We start from the raw sequence: 19,993 nt of genomic DNA on the forward strand, positions 1-19,993 counted from the left end.
CCGTGGTCGGAGGCGTACGGATCAGATGCCGGCCGGCCAGGCGTCGGCCAGCATCTTCCGTGTGTCGGCCAGGAGCTGCGGCAGCACCTTCGTGTGCCCGACGACCGGCATGAAGTTGGTGTCGCCGCCCCAGCGCGGCACCACGTGCTGGTGCAGGTGCGCGGCGATCCCGGCACCCGCGACGGCGCCCTGGTTCATGCCGATGTTGAAGCCGTGCGCCCCGGAGGCGGTCCGCAGCGCGACCATCGCCCGCTTGGTGAAGTCCGCGAGCTCCACCGTCTCCGCCGCGTCCAGGTCCGTGTAGTCCGCGACGTGCCGGTACGGGACGACCATCAGGTGTCCGCCGTTGTACGGGTACAGGTTGAGCACCGCGTACACGCTCTCGCCGCGGGCGATCACCAGGCCGTCCTCGTCCGACTTCGCCGGGATCGAGCAGAACGGACAGCCGTCGTCGGCCCCCGGCCCGGTCGGCTTGTTCTCGCCCTGGATGTACGCCATCCGGTGAGGCGTCCACAGTCGCTGGAACGCGTCCGGCGTCCCGACCCCGATCTGCTGCTCCGGCTCAGTCGTCATGCCGAGCAGCATATTGCGTCGTCCGTTCGGAACGTGTCGTCGGGGCGGAAGATCACTCCAGCCGCCATGCTGATCCGATGAACGACAGGCCACCGAAACCGCCCCGCCTGGAACGCTGGGACCATCGCATGGAGAACCCGCTCGCCGTGGCCTCCCTCGTCTATCTGGCGGGGTACGCGATCCGGGTCCTCGGCCGCGGCAACCTCCCCCAGGCCTGGCTGGACCTGTGCCTCGCCATGACCATCGCCTCCTGGTCCCTCTTCGTCGTGGACTACCTGGTACGGCTCCGCCTCAGCGGCCTCGGCCCGCTCCGCTTCCTCCGGACCCACCTCCTGGACACGGTGGTCGTGGCCATGCCACTGCTCCGGCCGGTGCGGATGGTCGCCATCGCCGACCGGGTCCAGCGCCGCCGCGACCAGCCCCGGCTCAGCCTGTACGCGCGCGTGATGGTCTACGCCGGCCTCACGGTCACGCTCCTCGGGTTCGCCGGGGCGCTCGCGGTCTACCAGCAGGAGGTGGACGCTCCCGGCGCCACGATCCTCACCTTCGGCGACTCGGTGTGGTGGACCTGCGCCACGCTGGCGACCGTCGGGTACGGGGACGTGGCTCCGGTGACCCCGATCGGCCGCCTGGTGGCGGTGGGCCTGATGGCCTGCGGCCTGGCGCTGCTCGGCGCGGTGACGGGTTCCTTCTCTTCCTGGCTGATCCAGGCGTTCACCAGGGAGGACGAGAAGGAAGGGGCGCCCGGGGACGCGAAGAGGCCCCCGGAGGATTCCCCGGGGGCCTGATCACGCGTACGCCGGTCAGACCTGGACTCGGCGCTCCACGACGTCGACGAGCTTCGCCAGCGCCTCGTCGCGGGCGATGCCGTTCTCCTGCGAACCGTCGCGGTAGCGGAAGGAGACGGTGCCGGCCGCCATGTCGTCGTCGCCGACGATGATCATGAACGGCACCTTCAGCTTCTGCTGGGTGCGGATCTTCTTCTGCATCCGGTCCGAGGACGCGTCCACGTCGACCCGCAGGCCCAGCTTCTTCGCGTCGGCCGCGAACTCCTGCAGGTACTCGACGTGCGAGTCGCCGATCGGGATGCCGACCGCCTGGACCGGGGCCAGCCACGGAGGCATGGCGCCCGCGTAGTGCTCCAGGAGCACCGCGAAGAACCGCTCGATGGAGCCGAACAGCGCGCGGTGGATCATGACCGGGCGCTGCTTGGTGCCGTCCGGGGCGGTGTACTCCAGGTCGAAGCGCTCCGGCAGGTTGAAGTCGAGCTGCACGGTCGACATCTGCCAGGTGCGGCCGATGGCGTCGCGCGCCTGCACCGAGATCTTCGGGCCGTAGAACGCGGCGCCGCCCGGGTCGGGGGTGAGCGGGAGGCCCTGCTTCTCGGCGACCTGCTGGAGGACGGCGGTGGCCTCCTCCCAGACCTCGTCCGAGCCGACGAACTTCTCCGGGTCCTTGGTGGACAGCTCCAGGTAGAAGTCGGTCAGACCGTAGTCACGGAGCAGGTTGAGGACGAAGGTGAGGGTCTTGTCGAGCTCCTCCGCCATCTGCTCGCGGGTGCAGTAGATGTGCGCGTCGTCCTGGGTGAAGCCACGGGCGCGGGTCAGACCGTGGACGACGCCGGACTTCTCGTACCGGTACACGGTGCCGAACTCGAAGAACCGCAGGGGCAGCTCACGGTAGGAGCGCCCGCGGGCATCGAAGATCAGGTTGTGCATCGGGCAGTTCATGGGCTTGAGGTAGTAGTCGGTACCACCGTCGAGCTGCATGGGGGGGTACATGCCCTCCGCGTACCAGTCGAGGTGGCCGCTCTTCTCGAAGAGGGCGCCCTTGGTGGCGTGCGGCGAGTAGACGAACTCGTAGCCCTCCTCCTCGTGGCGCTTGCGCGAGTAGTCCTCCATGACCCGGCGGATGATGCCGCCCTTGGGGTGGAAGACCGCGAGGCCGGAGCCGATCTCGTCCGGGATGGAGAAGAGGTCGAGCTCGTTGCCGAGCTTGCGGTGGTCGCGCTTCTCGGCCTCGGCGAGGAAGTCGAGGTGGGCCTTGAGCTCGTCCTTCGACGGCCACGCGGTGCCGTAGATGCGCTGGAGCATCGGGTTCTTCTCGCTGCCGCGCCAGTAGGCGGCCGCGTTGCGCATGAGCTTGAACGCCGGGATGTTCCGGGTGGTCGGCAGGTGGGGACCGCGGCAGAGGTCCTTCCAGCACAGCTCGCCGGTCTTGGCGTCGAGGTTGTCGTAGATGGTCAGCTCGGCGCCGCCCACCTCGACGTCCGCGCCGTCGTCGGTGGACGCGGCGCCCTTGATGCCGATGAGCTCCAGCTTGTACGGCTCGTCGGCGAGCTCCTCGCGGGCGGCCTCGTCGGTCACCACGCGGCGGGCGAAGCGCTGGCCGCGCTTCTGGATCTCCTGCATCTTCTTCTCGATGACCTTGAGGTCCTCGGGAGTGAAGGGCTTCTCGACGTCGAAGTCGTAGTAGAAGCCGTCCCGGACCGGCGGGCCGATGCCCAGCTTGGCCTCGGGGAAGAGCTCCTGCACGGCCTGGGCCATGACGTGCGCGGTGGAGTGGCGCAGGATGTCGAGGCCGTCCGGGGAGGAGATCTCGACGCCCTCGACGACGTCGCCTTCGGCGAGCTCGTACGAGAGGTCCTTCAGCTCGCCGCCGACGCGGGCGGCGATGACGGTGCGGTCGTCGGCGAAGAGGGCACCGGCGGTGGTGCCCGCGCTCACCGCCCTCTCCTCTGCTTCGGAGCCGGACTGGACGGTCACACGGACTTCGGACACGGTGTTCTTCTTCCTTTGGGGCACGGGCAGACACGAGGTGCCGGTGCCGATGACGCGCGGCAGAGACGAGGTGCCGCGTCGCCGCCGATCTTACCGACCGGTCGGGTCCGCCCGCGAAACGGTTTCCCCGCCTCCGGCCCCCGCCTCCGCCGTACGCCCCCGGTCAGTCCTCGTCCGGCCCGCGGCCCTCCTCGAAGAAGTCGATCTCCTCGGCGTTCCCGTGGATCCACTTCATGAGCCGGTCCCGCTCCGCCTCGTCCACCTGCACGGGGACGACGTCGGAGGCGTCGGTCAGCCGCCGGAAGCCGCCCCGGCTCTGCAGGCGGCCCACGAGCCGGATCGGGAGCCCGACGAGGTGGGCGTGGACGGCCGTGCGGTACGCCTCCTCGTCGAGGGTGACGCGGACGTGCGGGACCTCCGCGCCGCCGAGCACCCGGAGCCGTACGGTGCCGTCCCCGCGCGGCCCGGAGCGGCGCATCCGCACCACGGTCCCGGTGATCCGCACCGGTACGGAGGGCTCGTCCGTCAGGTAGCGGGCGCTCGCCTCGCGCAGGGCGGGCAGGTCGCCCGGCGAGAACTCGACGGGCTCGGGCCGGGCGGCGCAGCCCTCGGGGGTACCGGCGGCCGGGGCCCATTCGAGCGCGATCCGGGCGCCCTCGGTGCCCCGGACCAGGGCGACGAGTGCTTCGGTGAGCTCGCGGCTGACACCTGCCCGGACGGCGGCGTCGAAGGCCTCCGTGCCGCCGGTGGCCCGCTGGTAGTCGGTGGCCTCCCGGGCCGCGTACAGGGCGTGGTAGAGCAGGACGGCGACGGGGCGGCCGGGGTCGACGGGCAGGAAGGCGGTCAGGCCGCGGCCGCCGGAGGCCGTGCCGACGACCGCCGCCTCCAGGAGCCCCCGGGCGGAGCGGCGGTGCCGGGACCCGTGGTAGCCGGCGCGGCCGCGCACGGCGAGGGCCCCGGCGAGCAGGAGCTGCCGGGCCGCCGAGGCGAGCTGTTCCCCCACGGCCCACGGGACGGTGCCGGACGGTCCCGTCGGGACGTCGCGCCACCAGCGGATCTCGTCGCTGGGGACGGTGAGGCCGGTGAGGACCTCGCGGGCGGAGGGCGTACCGCTGTGGGCGAGGGCGGCGAGCGCCTCGCCGAGCAGGTCCTCGCAGTCCGGGAAGGCACGGCTCTCGGGTACGAGGAGGCTCGTCCCGCCGGTGCCGGAGGAGGCGGGCGGGGTCCAGCGGGTGTAGCGGCCGGCCGCGCCGCCCCGGCGCCGCCAGCCGTGGCGGGCGAGCAGGGCGCCGAGGACGCGCGGGTCGACGCGCCCCGGGTCGGGGGTGTCGCCCGGCGTGGGGTGGGGCCGGTAGGGCGGCGGCACGGAGCCGTGGCCGGGCCCGCTTCCGGGCCTGGCTCCGTGTCCGCCACCCGAGCCGTCGAAGGGGCCGTCGGATCCGTCGAAGGGGCCGTCGGTCGGGTCGTCGGTCGGTCGGTGCATCAAGGTCTCCCTCCCACGCCGACCCGCGTCATGATCTCGCAGAGCGCCCGGTCGTCGAAGATCCGTGCCGTCGGAACGCGGACGGTGGTCCGGCGGCGTCCCGTGACCGGGTGGCCGGCCAGGTTGATCCAGTAGCAGCAGTGCCGCAGGTCGAGCCGGTCGTGCCCGGCCCGCAGCCAGTCCTCGGGCGACCTCGGGACGAGCATCACCACGAGGATCTTGTGCACGGACACGGGGGTCCGGGCGAGCTTCACCAGGTGGTCGTTGTCGAGCGTGAACGAGAACGCGTCGCCCGGCGGGCGCGGCGGTATCTGGTAGGTGCACTTGAGCTGCACCTTGATGGTCACCTCGTCGTCCACGGTGTGGGCCGGAGAGCCGTGGCTGACGTGCCAGTCGATGCCGTTGTCCGGAAAGGGCTGGGACAACGAGCAGCCGGCCGCCGCGGCGACCGCGTGGAGGTAGCCCACCTGGAGGGTCTCCATGCAGGCGGTGGTGGCGAGTGAGCCGCGCGTCGAAGCTGCCCGCTGAGGCGGCAGCCCTCCCGACTCGGGCTGGGCGAGCGCCATGTGAGTGTCCTTCCCCGTCCCTGGTGTTGTGACCGGTCCGCGTACGGCGCAAACAGTGCGGGTATCACCGTCTCGGCAGGGGGGTTGGCCATCTGCCGTCGGCGCGCGAGGAGTTCGGGGATGACGACGCACTGGTACGAAGGGCCCCTGGCCGCTTTCGACACGGAGACCACGGGAGTTGACGTCGAGGAGGACCGGATCGTGTCGGCCGCCCTCGTCGTGCAGGACGCGGCCGGGGCGCGGCCGCGGGTGACGCGCTGGCTGGTCAACCCGGGCATACCGGTGCCGGAGGGCGCGACCGCGATCCACGGCCTGACGGACGATCACCTCCAGCGCAACGGCCGGTGGCCGGCGCCGGTGATGGAGGAGGTGGCGCGGGCGCTCGCCGAGCAGACGGCGTCGGGGCGGCCGCTGGTGGTGATGAACGCGCCGTTCGACCTGACGCTCCTGGACCGGGAGTTGCGGCGGCACCGGGCGTCCTCCCTGGGGACGTACCTGGCGGCTTCGCCGCTGTGCGTGCTCGACCCGCGGGTCCTGGACAAGCACCTCGACCGGTACCGCAAGGGCCGCCGGACGCTGACGGACCTGTGCGCGCACTACGAGGTGGAGCTGGCGGGGGCACACGACGCGGCGGCGGACGCGACGGCGGCGATGGAGGTCGTCCGGGCGGTGGCGCGGCGCTTCTCGTCCCGTCTGGAGCGGTTGACGCCCGGGGAGCTGCACACGCTCCAGGCGGTGTGGCACGCGGCGCAGGCGCGCGGCCTCCAGGCCTGGTTCACGCGGCAGGGGACGCCGGAGACGGTGGATCCGTCGTGGCCGCTGCGGCCGGAGCTGCGGACGGCGGCGTGAGCCTCGGCGGCATGTGCGTCGGCGGCGTGAGCCTCGGCGGCGTGTGCGTCGGCAGCAGGACAAAGGCCGGTCCGTCTTTCGACGGACCGGCCTTTCCCGGTGGGCGATACTGGGATCGAACCAGTGACCCCTTCGGTGTGAACGAAGTGCTCTCCCGCTGAGCTAATCGCCCGGGAACGGGTTGAACCATACAGGCCTTCCCGCCGTTCCTTCAAACCGATCGCAGGTGGGCGGCGAGCCCCCTCCTCCCGCCGCGCATCATCAGGGCGTGGTTGGCGCGGAAGACCGGCCGTCCGGGCACGGCGAGGAGGCGCAGGAGCCGGGCGTGGACCACGACCTCCTGCTCGTACACGGCGCGGGTGCCGCCCCCTTCCGGGACGAGGGTCCAGCGGCCCCGGCCCTCCAGGTCGCCTTCGAGGCCGATCTCCAGGACCCTCGCCGCCGGATCGCGGCGCAGGGCGCGGGCGGTGACGACGAGGTCGTACGGAAGGAGGGAGCGGAAGCGGGCGGTGCCGGTGGAGTCGTCGAGGGGGCGGACCTCGCGGACCTGGGGCCACCAGCGGGGGTACTCCTCGGGGCGGGCGAGGACGGCGTAGACGGTGTCGGGCGGCGCGGCGAGCCGCCAGACGCTGCGGAATCGGTAGCGGCACCAGTCCATGTCCCCAGTGTGCGTACTCAGTCCCGGATCTGAGTACGACGACGCATTCCCGCCGCGTGTGGCCGGGGCCACACTCCCGGTATGGACACTTCCCTGCCGCCCGCCGAAGAGCTGGTGCTCGTCGACCGCGAGCTGGCGCAACTCGACGCGCGCCGCACCCAGTTGCTGGCACGACGGGCCTGGCTGGTCCGGGCGCTGTACCCGCCGGTGCCGGTGGCCGCGCCGTACGGTCCCGGCCCCGCGCCGGCCGACTCGACCCCGCGGAGCGCGCAGAACGTGCTGCTGACGCTCGGCGGGACGCTGCTGACGATCGCGGCGATCGCCTTCACCCTGGTCAGCTGGGGCTCGATGGGCATCGGCGGTCGTGCGGCGGTGCTGTCCGTGGTGACCTCGGCGGCGCTCGCGGTGCCGGTGGCGCTGCTGCGCAAGGGCCTGGTCTCGACGGGCGAGTCGGTGGCGGCGCTGGGTCTGGTGCTGATGGTGCTCGACGCGTACGCGCTCCACCGGGCGGCGCTGGAGGGGACGGGCGGGCTCGGGTACACGGCGGTGGCCTCGGCGGTCCTCGCGGGCGCGTGGACGGCGTACGGCTCCGCGCTGTCCCGGCTGCGGATCCCGCTGCCGGCGGCCGTGGTCGCGGCCCAGCTGCCGTTGCCGCTGGGCGTGCTGGCGGCGGACGGCGGGCCGACCGCGTTCGCCTGGGCGGCGCTGGTGACGGCGGCCGGGGACGTGGCGGTGGCGCTGTGGGCCCGCCCGGCGGCGGTCCGGGTCACGGCGGTCGTCGGCGCGGTGACGCTGGGCGGCTGGGCGCTGGTGACCGGCGGCTGGCTCTCGCTGGTCGCCCCGTGGCGCGGTGCGCCGCTCCTCCTGACGGGCGCGGCGCTGGTCCTGTACGCGGCCTGGCGCCGGCCCGCGCTCGCGGTTCCGGCCGGGGCCCTCGCGGGTCTCGCGGCGACGGCGTCCCTCGGCGGCCTGCTCCGCGCGGCCGTGCCCTCGGACTGGGCGGTCCCGGGTTACGTGCTCTGCGGCCTCGCGCTGGCCGCCGTGTGGCACCTGACGGCGCCGGGAGCCCCGGAGGCGGTCCCCTCCCCCGCCGACGACGGGACGGACGCGGCCGGCGGTCGCGCGTGGCCGCCGCGCGGGGTGCGGCTCGGGCTGGGCGTCGCGGGTGCCGGGATCGTGGGCCTCGGCGTCGTGTGGGCGCTCCCGCCCGTCGCCGCCGGGCTGCTCGGGCCTATGGCCCGGACGACGGCCGTGTGGTCCGGCGAGCACACGGACGGCGCCCTGGCGTCCTTCCCGGGGACGGCCGCCCTGGTGCTCCTGGTGGCCGCCGCCGCGCTCGCGGCCGTTCCCCGGCTCCGGGCCCGCTGCGGCGCGCTCGTGCTGGCCTGGGCGCTGCTGACGGCGCTGCCGGTCTCGCTGGAGCTGCCGTACGGGGTGACGCTCGCCCTGCAGCTGGTCACGACGGCGGCCGCCATGGCGGTGGCCGTGCGTCCCGGCGTCCTGGTCCGGGGCCTGCCGCCCCGTCCCGAGGCGCCCGCGCCCGCTCCCGCCCCGGCGGCTCCCGTGCCGGGCACCTGGGGTCCGCGGCCGCCGGCGGCTCCGGCGAAGGCCGTGGAGCCGGGCACGGTGCTCGGGTGGAGCGCGTACGCGGTGGGGCTCGCGTCCGCCGGGAGCGCGCTCGCGCTCTCCCTGGACGTCCGCGCGGCGACGTTCACCGTGCTCGGGGCGGTCCTCGCCCTGCTCGCCGCCGTCGCGGTTGCCGGCGAGGGCGGGCGCAGGGTGGCCTCTGGCTGCCTGGCGGTGCTCGCGGCGACCGGGCTCGTCCTCGCGGCGGCGGCCGCCGCCGAGCTGGAGGACCAGTGGACGGCCCTGGCCGTGCTCGGGATCCCGGCGGCGACGGCGGCCGTCGGCGCCCGGGTGCGCCGGGGCCCGGCGGTCCTGGCGGTCGAGGTGACCGGCGCGTCGGTGGGGTTGCTCGCCCTGGGGTTCACGGAGGCCCGGCCGGAGTTCCTTGCGCTGGTGCTCGCCCTGGGCGGGGTGATCGCGGCGGCGACGGCGGTGCGGCCCGAGCGACGCCGGTTCGCCTCCTGGACGGCGGCGGTCCTGTTCCTGCTGGCGACGTGGGTGCGGCTCGGTGCCTCGGAGGTGTCGGCCCCGGAGGCGTACAGCCTGCCGGTGACGGTGCCCGCGCTCGTGGTCGGGTACCTGCGGCGGCGCCGCGACCCGGAGACCTCGTCCTGGACGGCGTACGGCCCGGGCCTCGCCGCGACGCTGCTGCCGAGCCTGGTGGCGGCCTGGACGGACCCGGACTGGGTGCGCCCGCTCCTCCTGGGGGCGGCCGCGCTGGTCGTGACGCTGCTCGGGGCGCGGTTCCGGCTCCAGGCGCTCCTGGTGCTCGGCGGCGTGACGCTGGCCCTGGACGGGCTGCACGAGCTGGCGCCGTACGTGGTGCAGGTCGTGGGCGCGCTGCCGCGCTGGCTGCCGCCGGCGGTGGCCGGGCTGCTGCTGCTCGCGGTGGGGGCCACGTACGAGCAGCGGCTGCGGGACGCCCGGAGGCTGCGGGAGCGGCTGGCCCGGATGCGGTGACGGGGTGGGAACGCCGAAGGCCCGGAGACGGTGTTCGTCTCCGGGCCTTCGGGCCGGGTGGTGGGCGATACTGGGTTCGAACCAGTGACCCCTTCGGTGTGAACGAAGTGCTCTCCCACTGAGCTAATCGCCCGGCGCACCGCAAACATTACCCCATGTCAGCGGGGCTTCCGAACCATCGCGGGGTCCCGCGGTCCGCTACTCGTCGATCTTCCACGGCATGACGAGGCCGAACTTCCAGAGGTAGACGCCGAGCAGGACACCGATGATCACCAGGCCGACGGTGGTGAGGATGATGTTCCTGCGACGGACCTTGGGGTCGAGGGCGCGCTGGGCGGCCTCGGTGACCTTCCGCTTGGTCCAGCGCAGCACCAGCTGCGCCCAGACGAACTCGGTGGCCCAGATCGCCATGCCGGCGAAGATGACCAGCCAGCCGGGTCCGGGCAGCGGCAGCATCACGACGCCCGCGCCGACCACGGCGAGTCCGACGATGAACACACCGACCTGCCAGCTCAGGTGCAGGCTCCGTCGGGACTTGATGAACTGCGGCGCGCGGGATCCCAGTTCGGCGTCCTGGCCGCTCGCCGAGTCCCCTGCGCGCTCGTCACTCTCCGCATGCATGACCCCAACCTACCGGACACAGGGGCCCCACTGGTATGGCGGTATTACCCGTGGTCACACGCGGCCGTTCGAGCTACCTGGACGATCACAAAACGGACAGAGGGGTTTACAACGGCCACGGAGGTGGCATGTCGATTTCGCCGACGTGCGAATCCCCGAGCGCACACTGAGCGAAAGGCCCTGGCGCTTATGAACACCACGGTCAGCTGCGAGCTGCACCTGCGCCTCGTTGTGTCGAGCGAGTCCTCACTGCCTGTACCCGCGGGCCTGCGGTATGACACGGCCGATCCGTATGCCGTGCACGCCACCTTCCACACCGGAGCCGAAGAGACGGTCGAATGGGTCTTCGCCCGCGACCTTCTCGCCGAGGGGCTGCACCGGCCCACCGGCACGGGCGACGTCCGCGTCTGGCCATCCCGTAGTCACGGCCAGGGAGTCGTCTGCATCGCACTGAGCTCCCCCGAGGGAGAAGCCCTGCTCGAGGCCCCGGCGAGGGCCCTGGAGTCGTTCCTGAAGCGGACCGACGCGGCCGTGCCACCGGGCACCGAGCACCGGCACTTCGACCTCGATACGGAGCTCTCCCACATCCTGGCGGACAGCTGAGCCAGGCCGAGAGCCACACGGCGCCGTCCGACTCGGGGCGACGGCGCCGCGTGGGCGACCACCCAGCCAGGACAACGGCGCTCTCCACCGCGCAGCCGGCGCGGTGGTGGGCGCCGTTGTCCCGTTCCGGGCCGCGCTAGAGTCAGCGCCGTTCCGCGGGCGCCCGCCCGCGGCTGGCCAGGGAGCGAATCGTGCTGATCCCCCACGACACCCGGATCGCCCTCGACATCGTCGTCGATCTGATGAACACCGCCCCCCAGGGCGACCGCCCGGACGGGCTCGCCGACCTCGACGCGCTGCGGTCCTTCGTGCGCACCCACAAGTTCAGCGACGTGGGCGAGCTCGGGCCCGACGACCTGAAGGCCGTGCGGGAGGTACGGGAGAAGTTCGCGGCGATCTTCTCGGCCCCCGACTCCCGGATCGCGGCCCCCCTGATCAACCGGCTCGTGGCGGCGGCGGGCACCACCCCGCAGCTCACCGACCACGACGGTTACGACCTGCACGTGCACTACTTCGCACCGGGCGCCTCGGCGGCCGACCACCTCGGCGCCGACTGCGGCATGGCCCTCGCCTTCATCGTCGTGGCCGGCGAGCAGGAGCGGCTGCGGCGCTGCGAGGCACCCGACTGCGGCCGGGCCTTCGTCGACCTGTCCCGCAACCGCTCGCGCCGCTACTGCGACAGCCGCACCTGCGGCAACCGCCTGCACGTGGCGGCCTACCGGGCGCGCCGCAAGGAAGCCACGGGCTGAGGAGCGCCCTCGGGCCGGCCCGCCGGCCGCCCGGTCACAGCAGGAACAGGTCGTGCACGGCGGCCATGAGGAGCAGGCAGCCGATCACCGCCAGGAAGATCATGAGCGGCGGCTGCGAGAGCGCGTACAGGCAGCCTCGTGGCTCTTCGGCGGCGGGGGCATCGGCGGCGGGGGCGGACTCCCGCGAGGTATCGAGCATCTCGGGGGGATGATGACGCACACTCCCCCGGAGAATCCCGCAACACGCCACGCCGTAAAGGCTGTTCACTCCTTCCCGTGATGTGCGGAAACGAGAAGCGCCAGAAGCGGTCAGATTCCGTGCTTCTTCAGAATCGCCTCGATGTCGCTGAAGTCGTCGGCAGCCGGCTTCGGGGTGGCGGCGGCACGGGGCGCGGACGCGGTGGGCGCCACGGCCGCCCGCTCGGCTCTGCCGACGGCCTCCGCTCCCCCGCCCCCGTCCGTCCGGCCGCCGCGGCGCCGCTCGATCGCCCGGGTCGACGAGAGGAGCAGCCAGGCGCCGCCGAGGACGCCGAAGCCGGCCCAGGCCACCGGGCTGAAGGCCGTGTCCGCGATCCACTCCACGGCGCCGGTCATCACGAGCCCGAGCGGCACGAGCGCGTAGGCCGCGATCCGGGCGGCGGACAGGTAGCGCTTCCGGTACGCCGCGACGGCGGCGATGCCCAGGCCCGCCGCGGCGGCCGCGGAACAGATGGTCTCGGCCAGCATGCGATCCTCCTGGTTCCGGCTGTTACGTCCCTTCCATCCTGCACCGCCGAGGACGCCCGGGGCCACGCCGCGTGGCGCATCTCAGGGAGATCTCCGGGTCTCCCCTACCGGCATCTCCTCCGCGGGTGCCGGTAGGGGAGACTGCTGTCATGAGCGACACCACCACCGCACCCGCCTCCCCCGTCGTCCTGGAGGCCTGGTTCGACCTCCAGTGCCCCGACTGCTTCGCGGCCCTCGACGACGTCCGCGCGCTGCGCGACCACTTCGGCGACCGGCTCGACGTACAGCTGCGCCACTTCCCGCTGGCGAAGCACAAGCACGCGTACGCCGCCGCCCAGGCCGCCGAGGAGGCCTTCGCGCAGGGTCGGGGCTGGCCGTACGTGGAGGCGCTCCTCGCCAGGACCGACGAGCTCGGCGAGGGGGGCGAGCAGCTCCTCCTCGACGTCGCGACCGGGCTCGGCCTGGACGCCGAGGAGATCGACACGGCCCTGATCGACGGCCGTCACCTGCTGACCGTCGACGCCGACGAGGCCGAGGGCAAGGCGATCAAGGTCACCGGCACCCCGACCTACGTGATCGGCGGCGAGCGTCTGGACGGCGGCCAGAGCCAGGAGGGCCTGCGGGAGCGGATCACGGAGATCGCCGAGAGCCTCCTGAAGGCCTGAGCCGTAAGCCCCCGCAGGCCGCGGAGCCGAGAGCCCGCGCGCCCCGCGTGCGGTCCGTCTACAGCAGCGTCTTGGCGCTGTTGACGTACGTGGTGCGGAAGCCGAGGGACTCGTAGAGCCGGATGGCCGGGGTGTTGCCCGCGAAGACGTGGAGGCCGAGCCGGTCGTCCCCGGCCTCCAGGGCGACCCGCTCGGCGAGCAGCATGAGCGTGCGGCCGTGGCCGCGCCCGCGGTGGGCCTCGTCGACCTCGATGTCGTACACGAAGGCGGCCCACCGCCCCGGTTCGAGCTCGATGCGTCCGGTCCAGACGTGGCCGGCGACCTCGCCGTCCTCGACGATCACGTGGATGGCGACGCCGGGGCTGGCCAGACCCTGCGGGAGGTACCGGCGGTGGCTGTCCTCGGCCTTGGCCCTGGCCTGGTCCTCGGGGACGCCGCGGTCGATCCAGCTCTGCGCGTACAGCGCCTTGGCCCGCTCGTCCCAGACCGTGAACTCGGCCTCGGTCATGGGCCGTACCTCGGCGCCCCCGGGCAGGGCGGGCGGTTCGGCGCCGAGCTCCTTCACCATGTTCCGACTGCGCTCGGTGTAGCCGAGCGCCACGGCCATGCGCAGCGCCGCCTCGGCGTCCGCGGGCACCGATATCTGCACCTCGGCGCAGCCCCAGCCGCGCAGTACCTCCTCGGAGGCGAGCGCGGCGACGGTGCCGCGGCCCCGTCGCCGGTCGCGCTCGTCGATTCCGAGTCCCTCGATCACGCCGGAGGCGGCTCCGAAGCCGGGATCGGTCGAAAGGCGGACGGAGCCGACGCGGCGGCTGTTCACGCACACGTCGTAGGCACGGGAACGGCCGCCGTCGGGCGTCTGCTGAAGCGGCTCGGCCGGCCGCAGGGTGGTGGTCATCAGGGTGGTTCTACCCATCGGCGACCCGTCCGTCATCCGGTTTTCCGCGTCCGGTGCGTCAGACGCGCGGATCCCGGTCCTGCGCCGCGCGCTCGTCGAAGATCCGCATGGCCTTGGCGGTGACCGGTCCGGGGGCGGCGAGCTCGCGGCCGTCGACCCGGTGCACGCCCTGGATGTCGCGGAGGGTCGAGGTCAGGAAGACCTCGTCGGCGGTCTCCAGGACGTCGAGCGGGAGGTCGGTCTCCTCGGCGCCGGTCCACTCGACCGCGAGGGCGCGGGTGATGCCCGCCAGGCAGCCGGAGGCGACGGGCGGGGTGTGGACGCGGCCGTCGAGCACGACGAAGACGTTGGAGCCGGTGCCCTCGCACAGCTGCCCCACCGTGTTCCCGAAGAGCGCCTCGCTGGCCCCGGCGGCGTGCGCCCTGGCGAGGGCGACGACGTTCTCCGCGTACGAGGTGGTCTTCAGTCCCGTCAGCGCGCCGCGCTCGTTGCGGGTCCAGGGCACGGTGATCACGGCGGTGGAGTCGGCGCGGCGGCTCGTCTCGCCGAGGCCGACGACGAGGCTCGTCCCGGCGTCGCCGCGCTCCGAACCGAGCGGGGAGAGTCCGCCGGTGTACGTGATCCTCAGCCGGCCGAGTTCCATCGGGTTGGCGTCCAGGACGGCGGCGCAGGCGCGGCGGACCTCGTCGAGGTCCGGGTCCGGCAGGCCGAGGCCGCGGGCGGAGCGGGTGAGGCGCTCCAGGTGGGCGGTGAGAGCAAACGTTTCTCCACGCTCCGCCTTGACCGTCTCGAAGATGCCGTCGCCGACGGTCAGCCCGTGGTCCAGGACGGAGACCCGGGCGGCCTCCGCGTCGTGCAGCCCGCCGTTGACCCAGATTTTCATCGAGAGATGGCCTTTCCGCTCGCCTCGTGGGCGCCTGACTCGTAGGTTCCCGACGCTATCGCGACCAGGCGGGCCGCCTTCAGCTCGGTCTCCTCCCATTCGCGCTCGGGGTCCGAGCCCCAGGTGATGCCGGCGCCGGTGCCGAAGCGGAGGACGCCCTCGGGACGATCGATCCAGAAGGTGCGTATGCCGACCGCGAGCTGCGCGGTGTCCGCGTCGGCGTCGACCCAGCCGATGCCGCCGCAGTACGGGCCGCGGGGGGCCGTCTCCAGGGCCTCGATGATCCGCAGGGCGCTGGACTTGGGCGCGCCGGTGACGGAGCCGGGAGGGAAGGTGGCGGCGAGCAGCTCGGGCCAGCCTGCGTCCTCGCGCAGGAGGCCGGTGACGGTGGAGACGAGGTGGACGAGGCCGGGGTGCTCCTCGATCTCGCAGAGGCCGGGGACGGCGACCGTGCCGGTCTCGCTGACGCGGCCGAGGTCGTTGCGGACCAGGTCGACGATCATCACGTTCTCGGCGTGGTCCTTGGGAAGGAGGTCGGCCGCGGTGCGGCCGGTCCCCTTGATGGGTCCCGAGGAGATGAGGGCGCCCTCGCGGCGGAGGTAGAGCTCGGGGGAGGCGGTGGCGATCTCCACGCCGTGGGCGGGCAGCCGGATCGTTCCGGCGTAGGGGGCGGGGTTGCCCCGGGCGAGGAGCGCGGTGAGGGCGTCGACGTCGGCGCCCGCGAGGTCCGGCAGCGGCGCGCTCATGACCCGGCAGAGGTTCGCCTGGTAGACCTCGCCGCGCGCGATGTGCTCGCGCACGCGCCGTACGCCCGCGGTGTACGCGGTGCGGTCGAGGGAGGACGTCCAGTCACCGGCGGCGGGTCCGCGCCAGGCGCCCGGCACGGGCGTGGGGACCGGGTCCCGACGCACGTCGCCGAAGCGCGCGCAGGTCAGGCGGCCCTCGAAGTCCGCGCAGACGGCCCAGAAGCCGGAGGAGTCCAGTGCCTCGGGGTCGTGGGTGACGTCCCGGAGGTCGGTCGCGACGAGGCCGCCGAAGCGGGCCAGAGGAGCAAAGTCGTGCACGCATCGAGTCTAGGTCGGCCGGGGCCGGGACCTCCGGCTCGAACGGGCGGGGGCTTGCGGCCCGAGGGAGACCACGGCGAGTGAACGCCACGCGAACCCTCCGCGACGGCCCGCCGGGCGCCCTGATCGCCTCGCAGGTCAGCACGCTGCGGAAACGCGTTTTTGTACTGGCCCAGGAATCCGCTAGAGTTCAACACGTCGCCGGGACGCGCAAGCGAAACGGAAACGACAAGCGGACGTGGCTCAGTTGGTAGAGCATCACCTTGCCAAGGTGAGGGTCGCGAGTTCGAATCTCGTCGTCCGCTCGATGTGGGGGATCTTCCCGAACCCCTGTGTTGCAACACTCCTGGTGGAGTGGCCGAGAGGCGAGGCAACGGCCTGCAAAGCCGTCTACACGGGTTCAAATCCCGTCTCCACCTCCAAGGACGATTAGCTCAGCGGGAGAGCGCTTCCCTGACACGGAAGAGGTCACTGGTTCAATCCCAGTATCGTCCACTGGATCTTCGGGTCCTTGATCTTCGGATCACCCGCGCGATTAGCTCAGCGGGAGAGCGCTTCCCTGACACGGAAGAGGTCACTGGTTCAATCCCAGTATCGCGCACACAGTACGGAGCACGTCGGTCACGACGTGTGGACCCCGCGCGATTAGCTCAGCGGGAGAGCGCTTCCCTGACACGGAAGAGGTCACTGGTTCAATCCCAGTATCGCGCACGCAGTACGCGTCACCTTCGGGTGCGCGTGCACATCCCGCGCGATTAGCTCAGCGGGAGAGCGCTTCCCTGACACGGAAGAGGTCACTGGTTCAATCCCAGTATCGCGCACCACATCAAGGAGCCCCCGGCCTCGGCCGGGGGCTTCTTCGTGCTCGGGGGCTCAGGAGGAGAAGAGCATCCGGCCGAAGCCGCGCTGGCGGTAGTGACCGCCGTGGCCGCCGTGGTGACCGCCGTGCTGCGGGGCGCCCCAGGCGGGCTGGGCCGGGTAGGCGGCCGGCGGCGCGGGCGGCGGCGGGGCCTGCTGGGCCCACTGGGACTCCAGGCGGGTCAGGGCCTCCAGCTCGCCGAAGTCCAGGAATATGCCGCGGCAGCCGCTGCACTGCTCGATCTGGACACCGTTGCGGTTGTACGTGTGCATGGCCGCATGACACTTGGGACACTGCATGCTCGGCTCAACTCCCTGACTTCGCCGTTCGAATGGTGGCTTCACTGTACGTGGACGCCTTGCGGGCCCGGTCGGTTCAGGCTGCGGCGATCCGCGCGCACGTGTCGATCATCACCTCCTCGACCTCGTCGAGCGGCCGACGCTCGGCCGCGGACTTGGCGAGGGCGAGCGCCGCCGTCTGGACCGTCAGGGACCGGGCGGGGACGTCGAGTCGGGCCCATGGGTCGGCACCGACGGCGGGGCCGTCCGCCGCCTCGTACGCGCCGAGGAAGCGGGTCCACACCTCCGGCGGCAGGATGCCCGCGGCGAACCAGGCGGCGGGGCGGGCGAGATCCCAGGCCGGGTCGCCGAGGCCGAGGTCGTCGACGTCGATGAGGCGCCAGGGGCACTCCCCCGCCGGGGCGCCCACCGGTCGCGGGGCGCGGACCAGTTGGCCCAGGTGGAAGTCGCCGTGGCAGAGCAGCCGCCGGCCCGTCGTGTCGGCGCCCGCGTCGGGGACCGTCCGCCAGGCGCGCAGCACGGTCGCCGCGGCCGGATGGCCGGGCGCGGTCCGGCGCATCCGGTCCACGGCGAGGGTCACCTTGAGCGGGGCCCGCATGCCGGGGAGGCGCGCGGCGAGGCCGGGCGGGGGCGGGGTGCGGTGCAGCCGGGCGAGGAGGCGGGCCGCCTCCTCCCAGGGGGCCGCGTCCGGGTCCTCTGGGTCGACGGGCGGCCCGTACGGCCAGACGGTGACGGGCCGTCCGTCGAGCGCGCCGGCCCCGGCGGCGCCGCCCGGCGGGAGCGGCACGGGCGGCAGGAGGACGCCGTGGACGTCGGGGTGGGCGGCCAGGGCCAGGCGGGCGCGGTGCGCCTCGGGGTCGGTGCCGGGGGCATGGGCCTTGGCGACGAGGGACCCGTGACGTACGACCGTGCCGTCGTCCCGGTCGGCGAGCACGCCGATCTGGGCGCTCGCGCAGTGGCAGGGCGCGCCGGGGCGGTGGGCCGCGGCCCGCGCGACGGCGGCGAGGCGGGCGAGGGAGTCGGGGGGCGTCCGGGGTGCGGGGTCCACGTCGGGAGCGTACGCGGCGGGCCTGGACGCGCGAAGGCCGGTCAGCTCCCCAGCTGACCGGCCTCACGCTGCCGTCCGCCACACCCCCGTCCCCACGGGGTTGAACGGGACCGATGTCCCCGACCCGGGCCGCTCTCCCGGGTGCGGGCGCTGTCAGCGCCCCAACATCACGCCCACGGACGACGCCTGGGTGACCACCGCGTCCCAGCCGCCGAAGACGACGACGAGCAGGGCCGCGAGAGGGAGGACCATGGCCGTGGCCACCAGGGGGTGACGTCGGCCCGAGGGGCTGCTGGTCGACCGCGGTGCCGTGTACGCCATGGTTCCTCTCCTGTCCGGTCTGGCGCGGTGGGTGCGTGACCTCGGGGGACGAGTGCCGCACCCACCGCTGAGAACAACAGTAGGGAGCGGGCGGGGCCGGGGCGTCATGCCCGCGTACCGGCTTTCGGGCCTCCAGGAGGATGACGCCCGCCCGGGCGGCGTACTCCCCTGGGTGGAGACGACGGTCCGGAACTGGGGGTCTTCCCCCAGGGGACAGGGGGGCGCCGACGGGTCACGGGGAGTGACATGGCTCACGTCGTCCGGTGGAGCCCCCGCCTCCGCTCCCCCGGCCGCCCCCGGCGGACGGCCGCCGGCCGGCCGGGTTTCCGCACTCCCGGGTCAAGTGATGGACGGACAAGGGAGGTTGAGGGGTGGACGATGCGTCCGGACGGCTGTCGCCCGTCCCCCTCAGCACTGACAATCGATCCCGGCGAGAGGGCGCGGCCTATGAGCGCGTCCGGGCGCCACTACGTAAGCTGTGCCACGTCGAACGGACGAGGGGACGGACATGGCGATGATGCGGCTCCGGCGCGAGGATCCGCGGATCGTCGGGTCGTTCCGGCTCCACCGCAGGCTGGGAGCCGGCGGTATGGGTGTCGTGTACCTCGGGTCCGACCGGCGCGGGCAGCGCGTGGCGCTCAAGGTGATCCGGCCGGACCTGGCCGAGGACCAGGAGTTCCGCTCGCGTTTCGCCCGCGAGGTGTCGGCGGCCCGGCGGATCCGCGGCGGCTGCACGGCACGGCTGGTCGCCGCCGACCTGGAGGCCGACCGCCCCTGGTTCGCCACCCAGTACGTGCCGGGGCCCTCCCTGCACGACCGGGTCGCCGAGGAGGGCGGGCTGCGCGCCGCGGACGTGGCCGCGATCGGGGCCGCGCTCTCGGAGGGGCTCGTCGCCGTCCACGAGGCCGGCGTGGTCCACCGCGACCTGAAGCCCTCGAACATCCTGCTCTCCCCCAAGGGCCCCCGGATCATCGACTTCGGCATCGCGTGGGCGACCGGGGCCAGCACCCTCACGCACGTGGGCACGGCCGTCGGCTCGCCCGGCTTCCTCGCGCCCGAGCAGGTGCGGGGCGCTGCCGTCACCCCGGCCACGGACGTCTTCTCGCTCGGTGCCACCCTCGCGTACGCCTCGATGGCCGACTCCCCCTTCGGGCACGGCAGTTCCGAGGTCATGCTCTACCGGGTGGTGCACGAGGAGCCGCAGCTGCACGGTGTCCCCGACGCCCTCGCCCCGCTGATCAGGGCCTGTCTGGCGAAGGACCCGGAGGAACGTCCCAGCACGCTCCAGCTGTCGATGCGGCTGAAGGAGATCGCGGCACGCGAGGCGCAGGGACTGCCGGTCTCGCGTCCGCCGGTGCAGCGCGAGCGGGCCGAGGAGCGGAACACCGCACGGCCGACCGAGCGGTACACGGAGCGCGACACGCGCGGGCACGGGTCCGAGCGGGACGCGGACCGCGAGCAGCGGGGGGCGAAGCGCGGCCCCGGCCCGTCCTCGCGGCCCTCGGCGGGTCCGCGGACGGGCGGCTCGCGCACCGGCGACCCGCGGACGGGAGGCTCGCGTGCCGGGCAGTCGCGCCCGGGGACGCGTCCGGGTGCCCGGACGACGTCGACGGGGCGCCGCCCGGCCAATCCGCGGCTGCTGCGGCAGCGGCTCTTCGTCTTCGTCGTGGTGACGCTGGTGGTGGCCCTGGGGATCGCCGCCGCGCAGGCCCTGCAGGGCTGAGCCGGCCTGATCCCCCGGGGGATCAGGCCACGTCGTCGG

21 protein-coding genes and 8 tRNA genes are annotated in these 19,993 nt (G+C 73.4%); 13 read left to right on the forward strand and 16 right to left on the reverse strand.

The features are described from left to right. Positions 1-21: 21 nt before the first annotated feature. Positions 22-585: an HIT domain-containing protein gene (locus AB0G79_RS26540; RefSeq protein ID WP_360810624.1), complete on the reverse strand. Its 564-nt coding sequence runs from the start codon at positions 583-585 to the stop codon at positions 22-24. Between the two features lie 65 nt (positions 586-650). Here AB0G79_RS26540 and AB0G79_RS26545 point away from each other — a divergent pair, with 65 nt between their 5' ends. Next, on the forward strand, positions 651-1,361 hold the full coding sequence (locus AB0G79_RS26545; protein WP_360810626.1) for an ion channel: 711 nt from the start codon (positions 651-653) through the stop codon (positions 1,359-1,361). Between the two features lie 15 nt (positions 1,362-1,376). On the opposite strand, the gene thrS is transcribed toward AB0G79_RS26545, so the two are convergent. The 3 genes from thrS to AB0G79_RS26560 all read right to left on the reverse strand — a co-directional run bounded on the left by thrS (position 1,377) and on the right by AB0G79_RS26560 (position 5,402). After that, positions 1,377-3,353, reverse strand: coding sequence for a threonine--tRNA ligase (gene thrS, locus AB0G79_RS26550; RefSeq protein ID WP_360810628.1), 1,977 nt, complete (start codon positions 3,351-3,353; stop codon positions 1,377-1,379). A 163-nt stretch (positions 3,354-3,516) separates the two neighbouring features. Further along, entirely contained in the window at positions 3,517-4,836 is a 1,320-nt protein-coding gene (locus AB0G79_RS26555) for a hypothetical protein (RefSeq protein WP_360810630.1), read from the reverse strand. Next, a complete protein-coding gene (locus AB0G79_RS26560) occupies positions 4,836-5,402 on the reverse strand; it encodes a DUF4365 domain-containing protein (RefSeq protein ID WP_360810632.1) in 567 nt (188 codons plus the stop codon). Before AB0G79_RS26560 ends, AB0G79_RS26555 begins: the two co-directional genes overlap by 1 nt. A gap of 120 nt (positions 5,403-5,522) precedes the next feature. Between AB0G79_RS26560 and AB0G79_RS26565 the strand changes: the two genes are divergently transcribed. Then, positions 5,523-6,251, forward strand: a complete 729-nt coding sequence (locus AB0G79_RS26565; RefSeq protein WP_360810634.1) for a 3'-5' exonuclease — start codon at positions 5,523-5,525, stop codon at positions 6,249-6,251. Between the two features lie 100 nt (positions 6,252-6,351). Here AB0G79_RS26565 and AB0G79_RS26570 read toward each other — a convergent pair. Together AB0G79_RS26570 and AB0G79_RS26575 are read right to left on the reverse strand one after the other, a co-directional pair. Further along, positions 6,352-6,423: transfer RNA gene (locus AB0G79_RS26570), tRNA-Val, on the reverse strand. Positions 6,424-6,462: 39 nt separating this feature from the next. Beyond that, complete coding sequence (locus AB0G79_RS26575) at positions 6,463-6,909, reverse strand: SRPBCC family protein (RefSeq protein ID WP_360810636.1); 447 nt, start codon at positions 6,907-6,909, stop codon at positions 6,463-6,465. Positions 6,910-6,990: 81 nt separating this feature from the next. Here AB0G79_RS26575 and AB0G79_RS26580 point away from each other — a divergent pair, with 81 nt between their 5' ends. Continuing rightward, positions 6,991-9,495, forward strand: coding sequence for a hypothetical protein (locus AB0G79_RS26580; RefSeq protein WP_360810638.1), 2,505 nt, complete (start codon positions 6,991-6,993; stop codon positions 9,493-9,495). Positions 9,496-9,553: 58 nt separating this feature from the next. Here AB0G79_RS26580 and AB0G79_RS26585 read toward each other — a convergent pair. Both AB0G79_RS26585 and AB0G79_RS26590 read right to left on the reverse strand, forming a co-directional pair. Continuing rightward, positions 9,554-9,628: transfer RNA gene (locus AB0G79_RS26585), tRNA-Val, on the reverse strand. A gap of 65 nt (positions 9,629-9,693) precedes the next feature. Next, positions 9,694-10,116 (reverse strand): TIGR02611 family protein, encoded by a 423-nt coding sequence (locus tag AB0G79_RS26590; RefSeq protein WP_360810640.1) that lies wholly within the window; start codon positions 10,114-10,116, stop codon positions 9,694-9,696. Positions 10,117-10,305: 189 nt separating this feature from the next. On the opposite strand from AB0G79_RS26590, the gene AB0G79_RS26595 reads away from it, so the two are divergent. Then, positions 10,306-10,719, forward strand: coding sequence for an SsgA family sporulation/cell division regulator (locus AB0G79_RS26595; protein ID WP_015032345.1), 414 nt, complete (start codon positions 10,306-10,308; stop codon positions 10,717-10,719). Positions 10,720-10,910: 191 nt separating this feature from the next. Further along, complete coding sequence (locus AB0G79_RS26600) at positions 10,911-11,468, forward strand: CGNR zinc finger domain-containing protein (RefSeq protein WP_360810642.1); 558 nt, start codon at positions 10,911-10,913, stop codon at positions 11,466-11,468. Between the two features lie 34 nt (positions 11,469-11,502). Here AB0G79_RS26600 and AB0G79_RS26605 read toward each other — a convergent pair whose 3' ends face one another. Together AB0G79_RS26605 and AB0G79_RS26610 are read right to left on the reverse strand one after the other, a co-directional pair. Beyond that, positions 11,503-11,667: a hypothetical protein gene (locus tag AB0G79_RS26605; RefSeq protein ID WP_360810644.1), complete on the reverse strand. Its 165-nt coding sequence runs from the start codon at positions 11,665-11,667 to the stop codon at positions 11,503-11,505. Positions 11,668-11,777: 110 nt separating this feature from the next. Beyond that, complete coding sequence (locus AB0G79_RS26610; RefSeq protein WP_360810646.1) at positions 11,778-12,194, reverse strand: hypothetical protein; 417 nt, start codon at positions 12,192-12,194, stop codon at positions 11,778-11,780. Positions 12,195-12,343: 149 nt separating this feature from the next. Between AB0G79_RS26610 and AB0G79_RS26615 the strand changes: the two genes are divergently transcribed. Further along, entirely contained in the window at positions 12,344-12,859 is a 516-nt protein-coding gene (locus AB0G79_RS26615) for a DsbA family protein (RefSeq protein WP_360810648.1), read from the forward strand. A 58-nt stretch (positions 12,860-12,917) separates the two neighbouring features. On the opposite strand, the gene AB0G79_RS26620 is transcribed toward AB0G79_RS26615, so the two are convergent. The 3 genes from AB0G79_RS26620 to AB0G79_RS26630 are packed head-to-tail and all read right to left on the reverse strand — an operon-like array spanning position 12,918 to position 15,704. Next, entirely contained in the window at positions 12,918-13,757 is an 840-nt protein-coding gene (locus AB0G79_RS26620) for a GNAT family N-acetyltransferase (RefSeq protein ID WP_360810650.1), read from the reverse strand. A 58-nt stretch (positions 13,758-13,815) separates the two neighbouring features. Continuing rightward, a complete protein-coding gene (locus AB0G79_RS26625; RefSeq protein WP_360810652.1) occupies positions 13,816-14,640 on the reverse strand; it encodes an aminodeoxychorismate lyase in 825 nt (274 codons plus the stop codon). Then, positions 14,637-15,704 (reverse strand): chorismate-binding protein, encoded by a 1,068-nt coding sequence (locus AB0G79_RS26630; protein ID WP_360810654.1) that lies wholly within the window; start codon positions 15,702-15,704, stop codon positions 14,637-14,639. Before AB0G79_RS26630 ends, AB0G79_RS26625 begins: the two co-directional genes overlap by 4 nt. Before the next feature lie 232 nt (positions 15,705-15,936). Between AB0G79_RS26630 and AB0G79_RS26635 the strand changes: the two genes are divergently transcribed. From AB0G79_RS26635 to AB0G79_RS26660, 6 genes are all read left to right on the forward strand, one after another. Beyond that, positions 15,937-16,009 (forward strand) — tRNA-Gly (locus AB0G79_RS26635). Positions 16,010-16,052: 43 nt separating this feature from the next. Next, positions 16,053-16,126, forward strand: a tRNA-Cys gene (locus AB0G79_RS26640). A 1-nt stretch (position 16,127) separates the two neighbouring features. Beyond that, a tRNA-Val gene (locus tag AB0G79_RS26645) sits at positions 16,128-16,199 on the forward strand. A 34-nt stretch (positions 16,200-16,233) separates the two neighbouring features. Continuing rightward, positions 16,234-16,305: transfer RNA gene (locus AB0G79_RS26650), tRNA-Val, on the forward strand. A gap of 38 nt (positions 16,306-16,343) precedes the next feature. Beyond that, positions 16,344-16,415, forward strand: a tRNA-Val gene (locus AB0G79_RS26655). A gap of 38 nt (positions 16,416-16,453) precedes the next feature. Continuing rightward, positions 16,454-16,528 (forward strand) — tRNA-Val (locus AB0G79_RS26660). Between the two features lie 49 nt (positions 16,529-16,577). Here AB0G79_RS26660 and AB0G79_RS26665 read toward each other — a convergent pair. From AB0G79_RS26665 to AB0G79_RS26675, 3 genes are all read right to left on the reverse strand, one after another. Next, a complete protein-coding gene (locus AB0G79_RS26665) occupies positions 16,578-16,862 on the reverse strand; it encodes a zf-TFIIB domain-containing protein (RefSeq protein ID WP_360810656.1) in 285 nt (94 codons plus the stop codon). 76 nt (positions 16,863-16,938) lie between these two features. After that, entirely contained in the window at positions 16,939-17,910 is a 972-nt protein-coding gene (locus AB0G79_RS26670) for an aminoglycoside phosphotransferase family protein (RefSeq protein WP_360810657.1), read from the reverse strand. A 153-nt stretch (positions 17,911-18,063) separates the two neighbouring features. Further along, positions 18,064-18,231, reverse strand: a complete 168-nt coding sequence (locus tag AB0G79_RS26675) for a hypothetical protein (RefSeq protein ID WP_360810659.1) — start codon at positions 18,229-18,231, stop codon at positions 18,064-18,066. A 508-nt stretch (positions 18,232-18,739) separates the two neighbouring features. On the opposite strand from AB0G79_RS26675, the gene AB0G79_RS26680 reads away from it, so the two are divergent. Continuing rightward, positions 18,740-19,954 carry a serine/threonine-protein kinase gene (locus AB0G79_RS26680; RefSeq protein ID WP_360810661.1) on the forward strand — a complete coding sequence of 405 codons (1,215 nt, stop codon included), beginning with the start codon at positions 18,740-18,742 and terminating at the stop codon, positions 19,952-19,954. Positions 19,955-19,993: the final 39 nt, after the last annotated feature.

Origin of the sequence: Streptomyces sp. NPDC020807 (genome assembly GCF_040641575.1) — a bacterium.
Taxonomy (GTDB): domain Bacteria; phylum Actinomycetota; class Actinomycetes; order Streptomycetales; family Streptomycetaceae; genus Streptomyces.

Coding starts and splice junctions, on each gene's coding strand:
- AB0G79_RS26540 (WP_360810624.1), bottom strand. CDS start 585: ATGCTGCTCGGCATGACGACTGAGCCGGAGCAGCAGATCGGGGTCGGG.
- AB0G79_RS26545 (WP_360810626.1), top strand. CDS start 651: ATGAACGACAGGCCACCGAAACCGCCCCGCCTGGAACGCTGGGACCAT.
- AB0G79_RS26555 (WP_360810630.1), bottom strand. CDS start 4,836: ATGCACCGACCGACCGACGACCCGACCGACGGCCCCTTCGACGGATCC.
- AB0G79_RS26560 (WP_360810632.1), bottom strand. CDS start 5,402: ATGGCGCTCGCCCAGCCCGAGTCGGGAGGGCTGCCGCCTCAGCGGGCA.
- AB0G79_RS26565 (WP_360810634.1), top strand. CDS start 5,523: ATGACGACGCACTGGTACGAAGGGCCCCTGGCCGCTTTCGACACGGAG.
- AB0G79_RS26575 (WP_360810636.1), bottom strand. CDS start 6,909: ATGGACTGGTGCCGCTACCGATTCCGCAGCGTCTGGCGGCTCGCCGCG.
- AB0G79_RS26580 (WP_360810638.1), top strand. CDS start 6,991: ATGGACACTTCCCTGCCGCCCGCCGAAGAGCTGGTGCTCGTCGACCGC.
- AB0G79_RS26590 (WP_360810640.1), bottom strand. CDS start 10,116: ATGCATGCGGAGAGTGACGAGCGCGCAGGGGACTCGGCGAGCGGCCAG.
- AB0G79_RS26595 (WP_015032345.1), top strand. CDS start 10,306: ATGAACACCACGGTCAGCTGCGAGCTGCACCTGCGCCTCGTTGTGTCG.
- AB0G79_RS26605 (WP_360810644.1), bottom strand. CDS start 11,667: ATGCTCGATACCTCGCGGGAGTCCGCCCCCGCCGCCGATGCCCCCGCC.
- AB0G79_RS26610 (WP_360810646.1), bottom strand. CDS start 12,194: ATGCTGGCCGAGACCATCTGTTCCGCGGCCGCCGCGGCGGGCCTGGGC.
- AB0G79_RS26615 (WP_360810648.1), top strand. CDS start 12,344: ATGAGCGACACCACCACCGCACCCGCCTCCCCCGTCGTCCTGGAGGCC.
- AB0G79_RS26620 (WP_360810650.1), bottom strand. CDS start 13,757: ATGACCACCACCCTGCGGCCGGCCGAGCCGCTTCAGCAGACGCCCGAC.
- AB0G79_RS26625 (WP_360810652.1), bottom strand. CDS start 14,640: ATGAAAATCTGGGTCAACGGCGGGCTGCACGACGCGGAGGCCGCCCGG.
- AB0G79_RS26665 (WP_360810656.1), bottom strand. CDS start 16,862: ATGCAGTGTCCCAAGTGTCATGCGGCCATGCACACGTACAACCGCAAC.
- AB0G79_RS26675 (WP_360810659.1), bottom strand. CDS start 18,231: ATGGCGTACACGGCACCGCGGTCGACCAGCAGCCCCTCGGGCCGACGT.
- AB0G79_RS26680 (WP_360810661.1), top strand. CDS start 18,740: ATGGCGATGATGCGGCTCCGGCGCGAGGATCCGCGGATCGTCGGGTCG.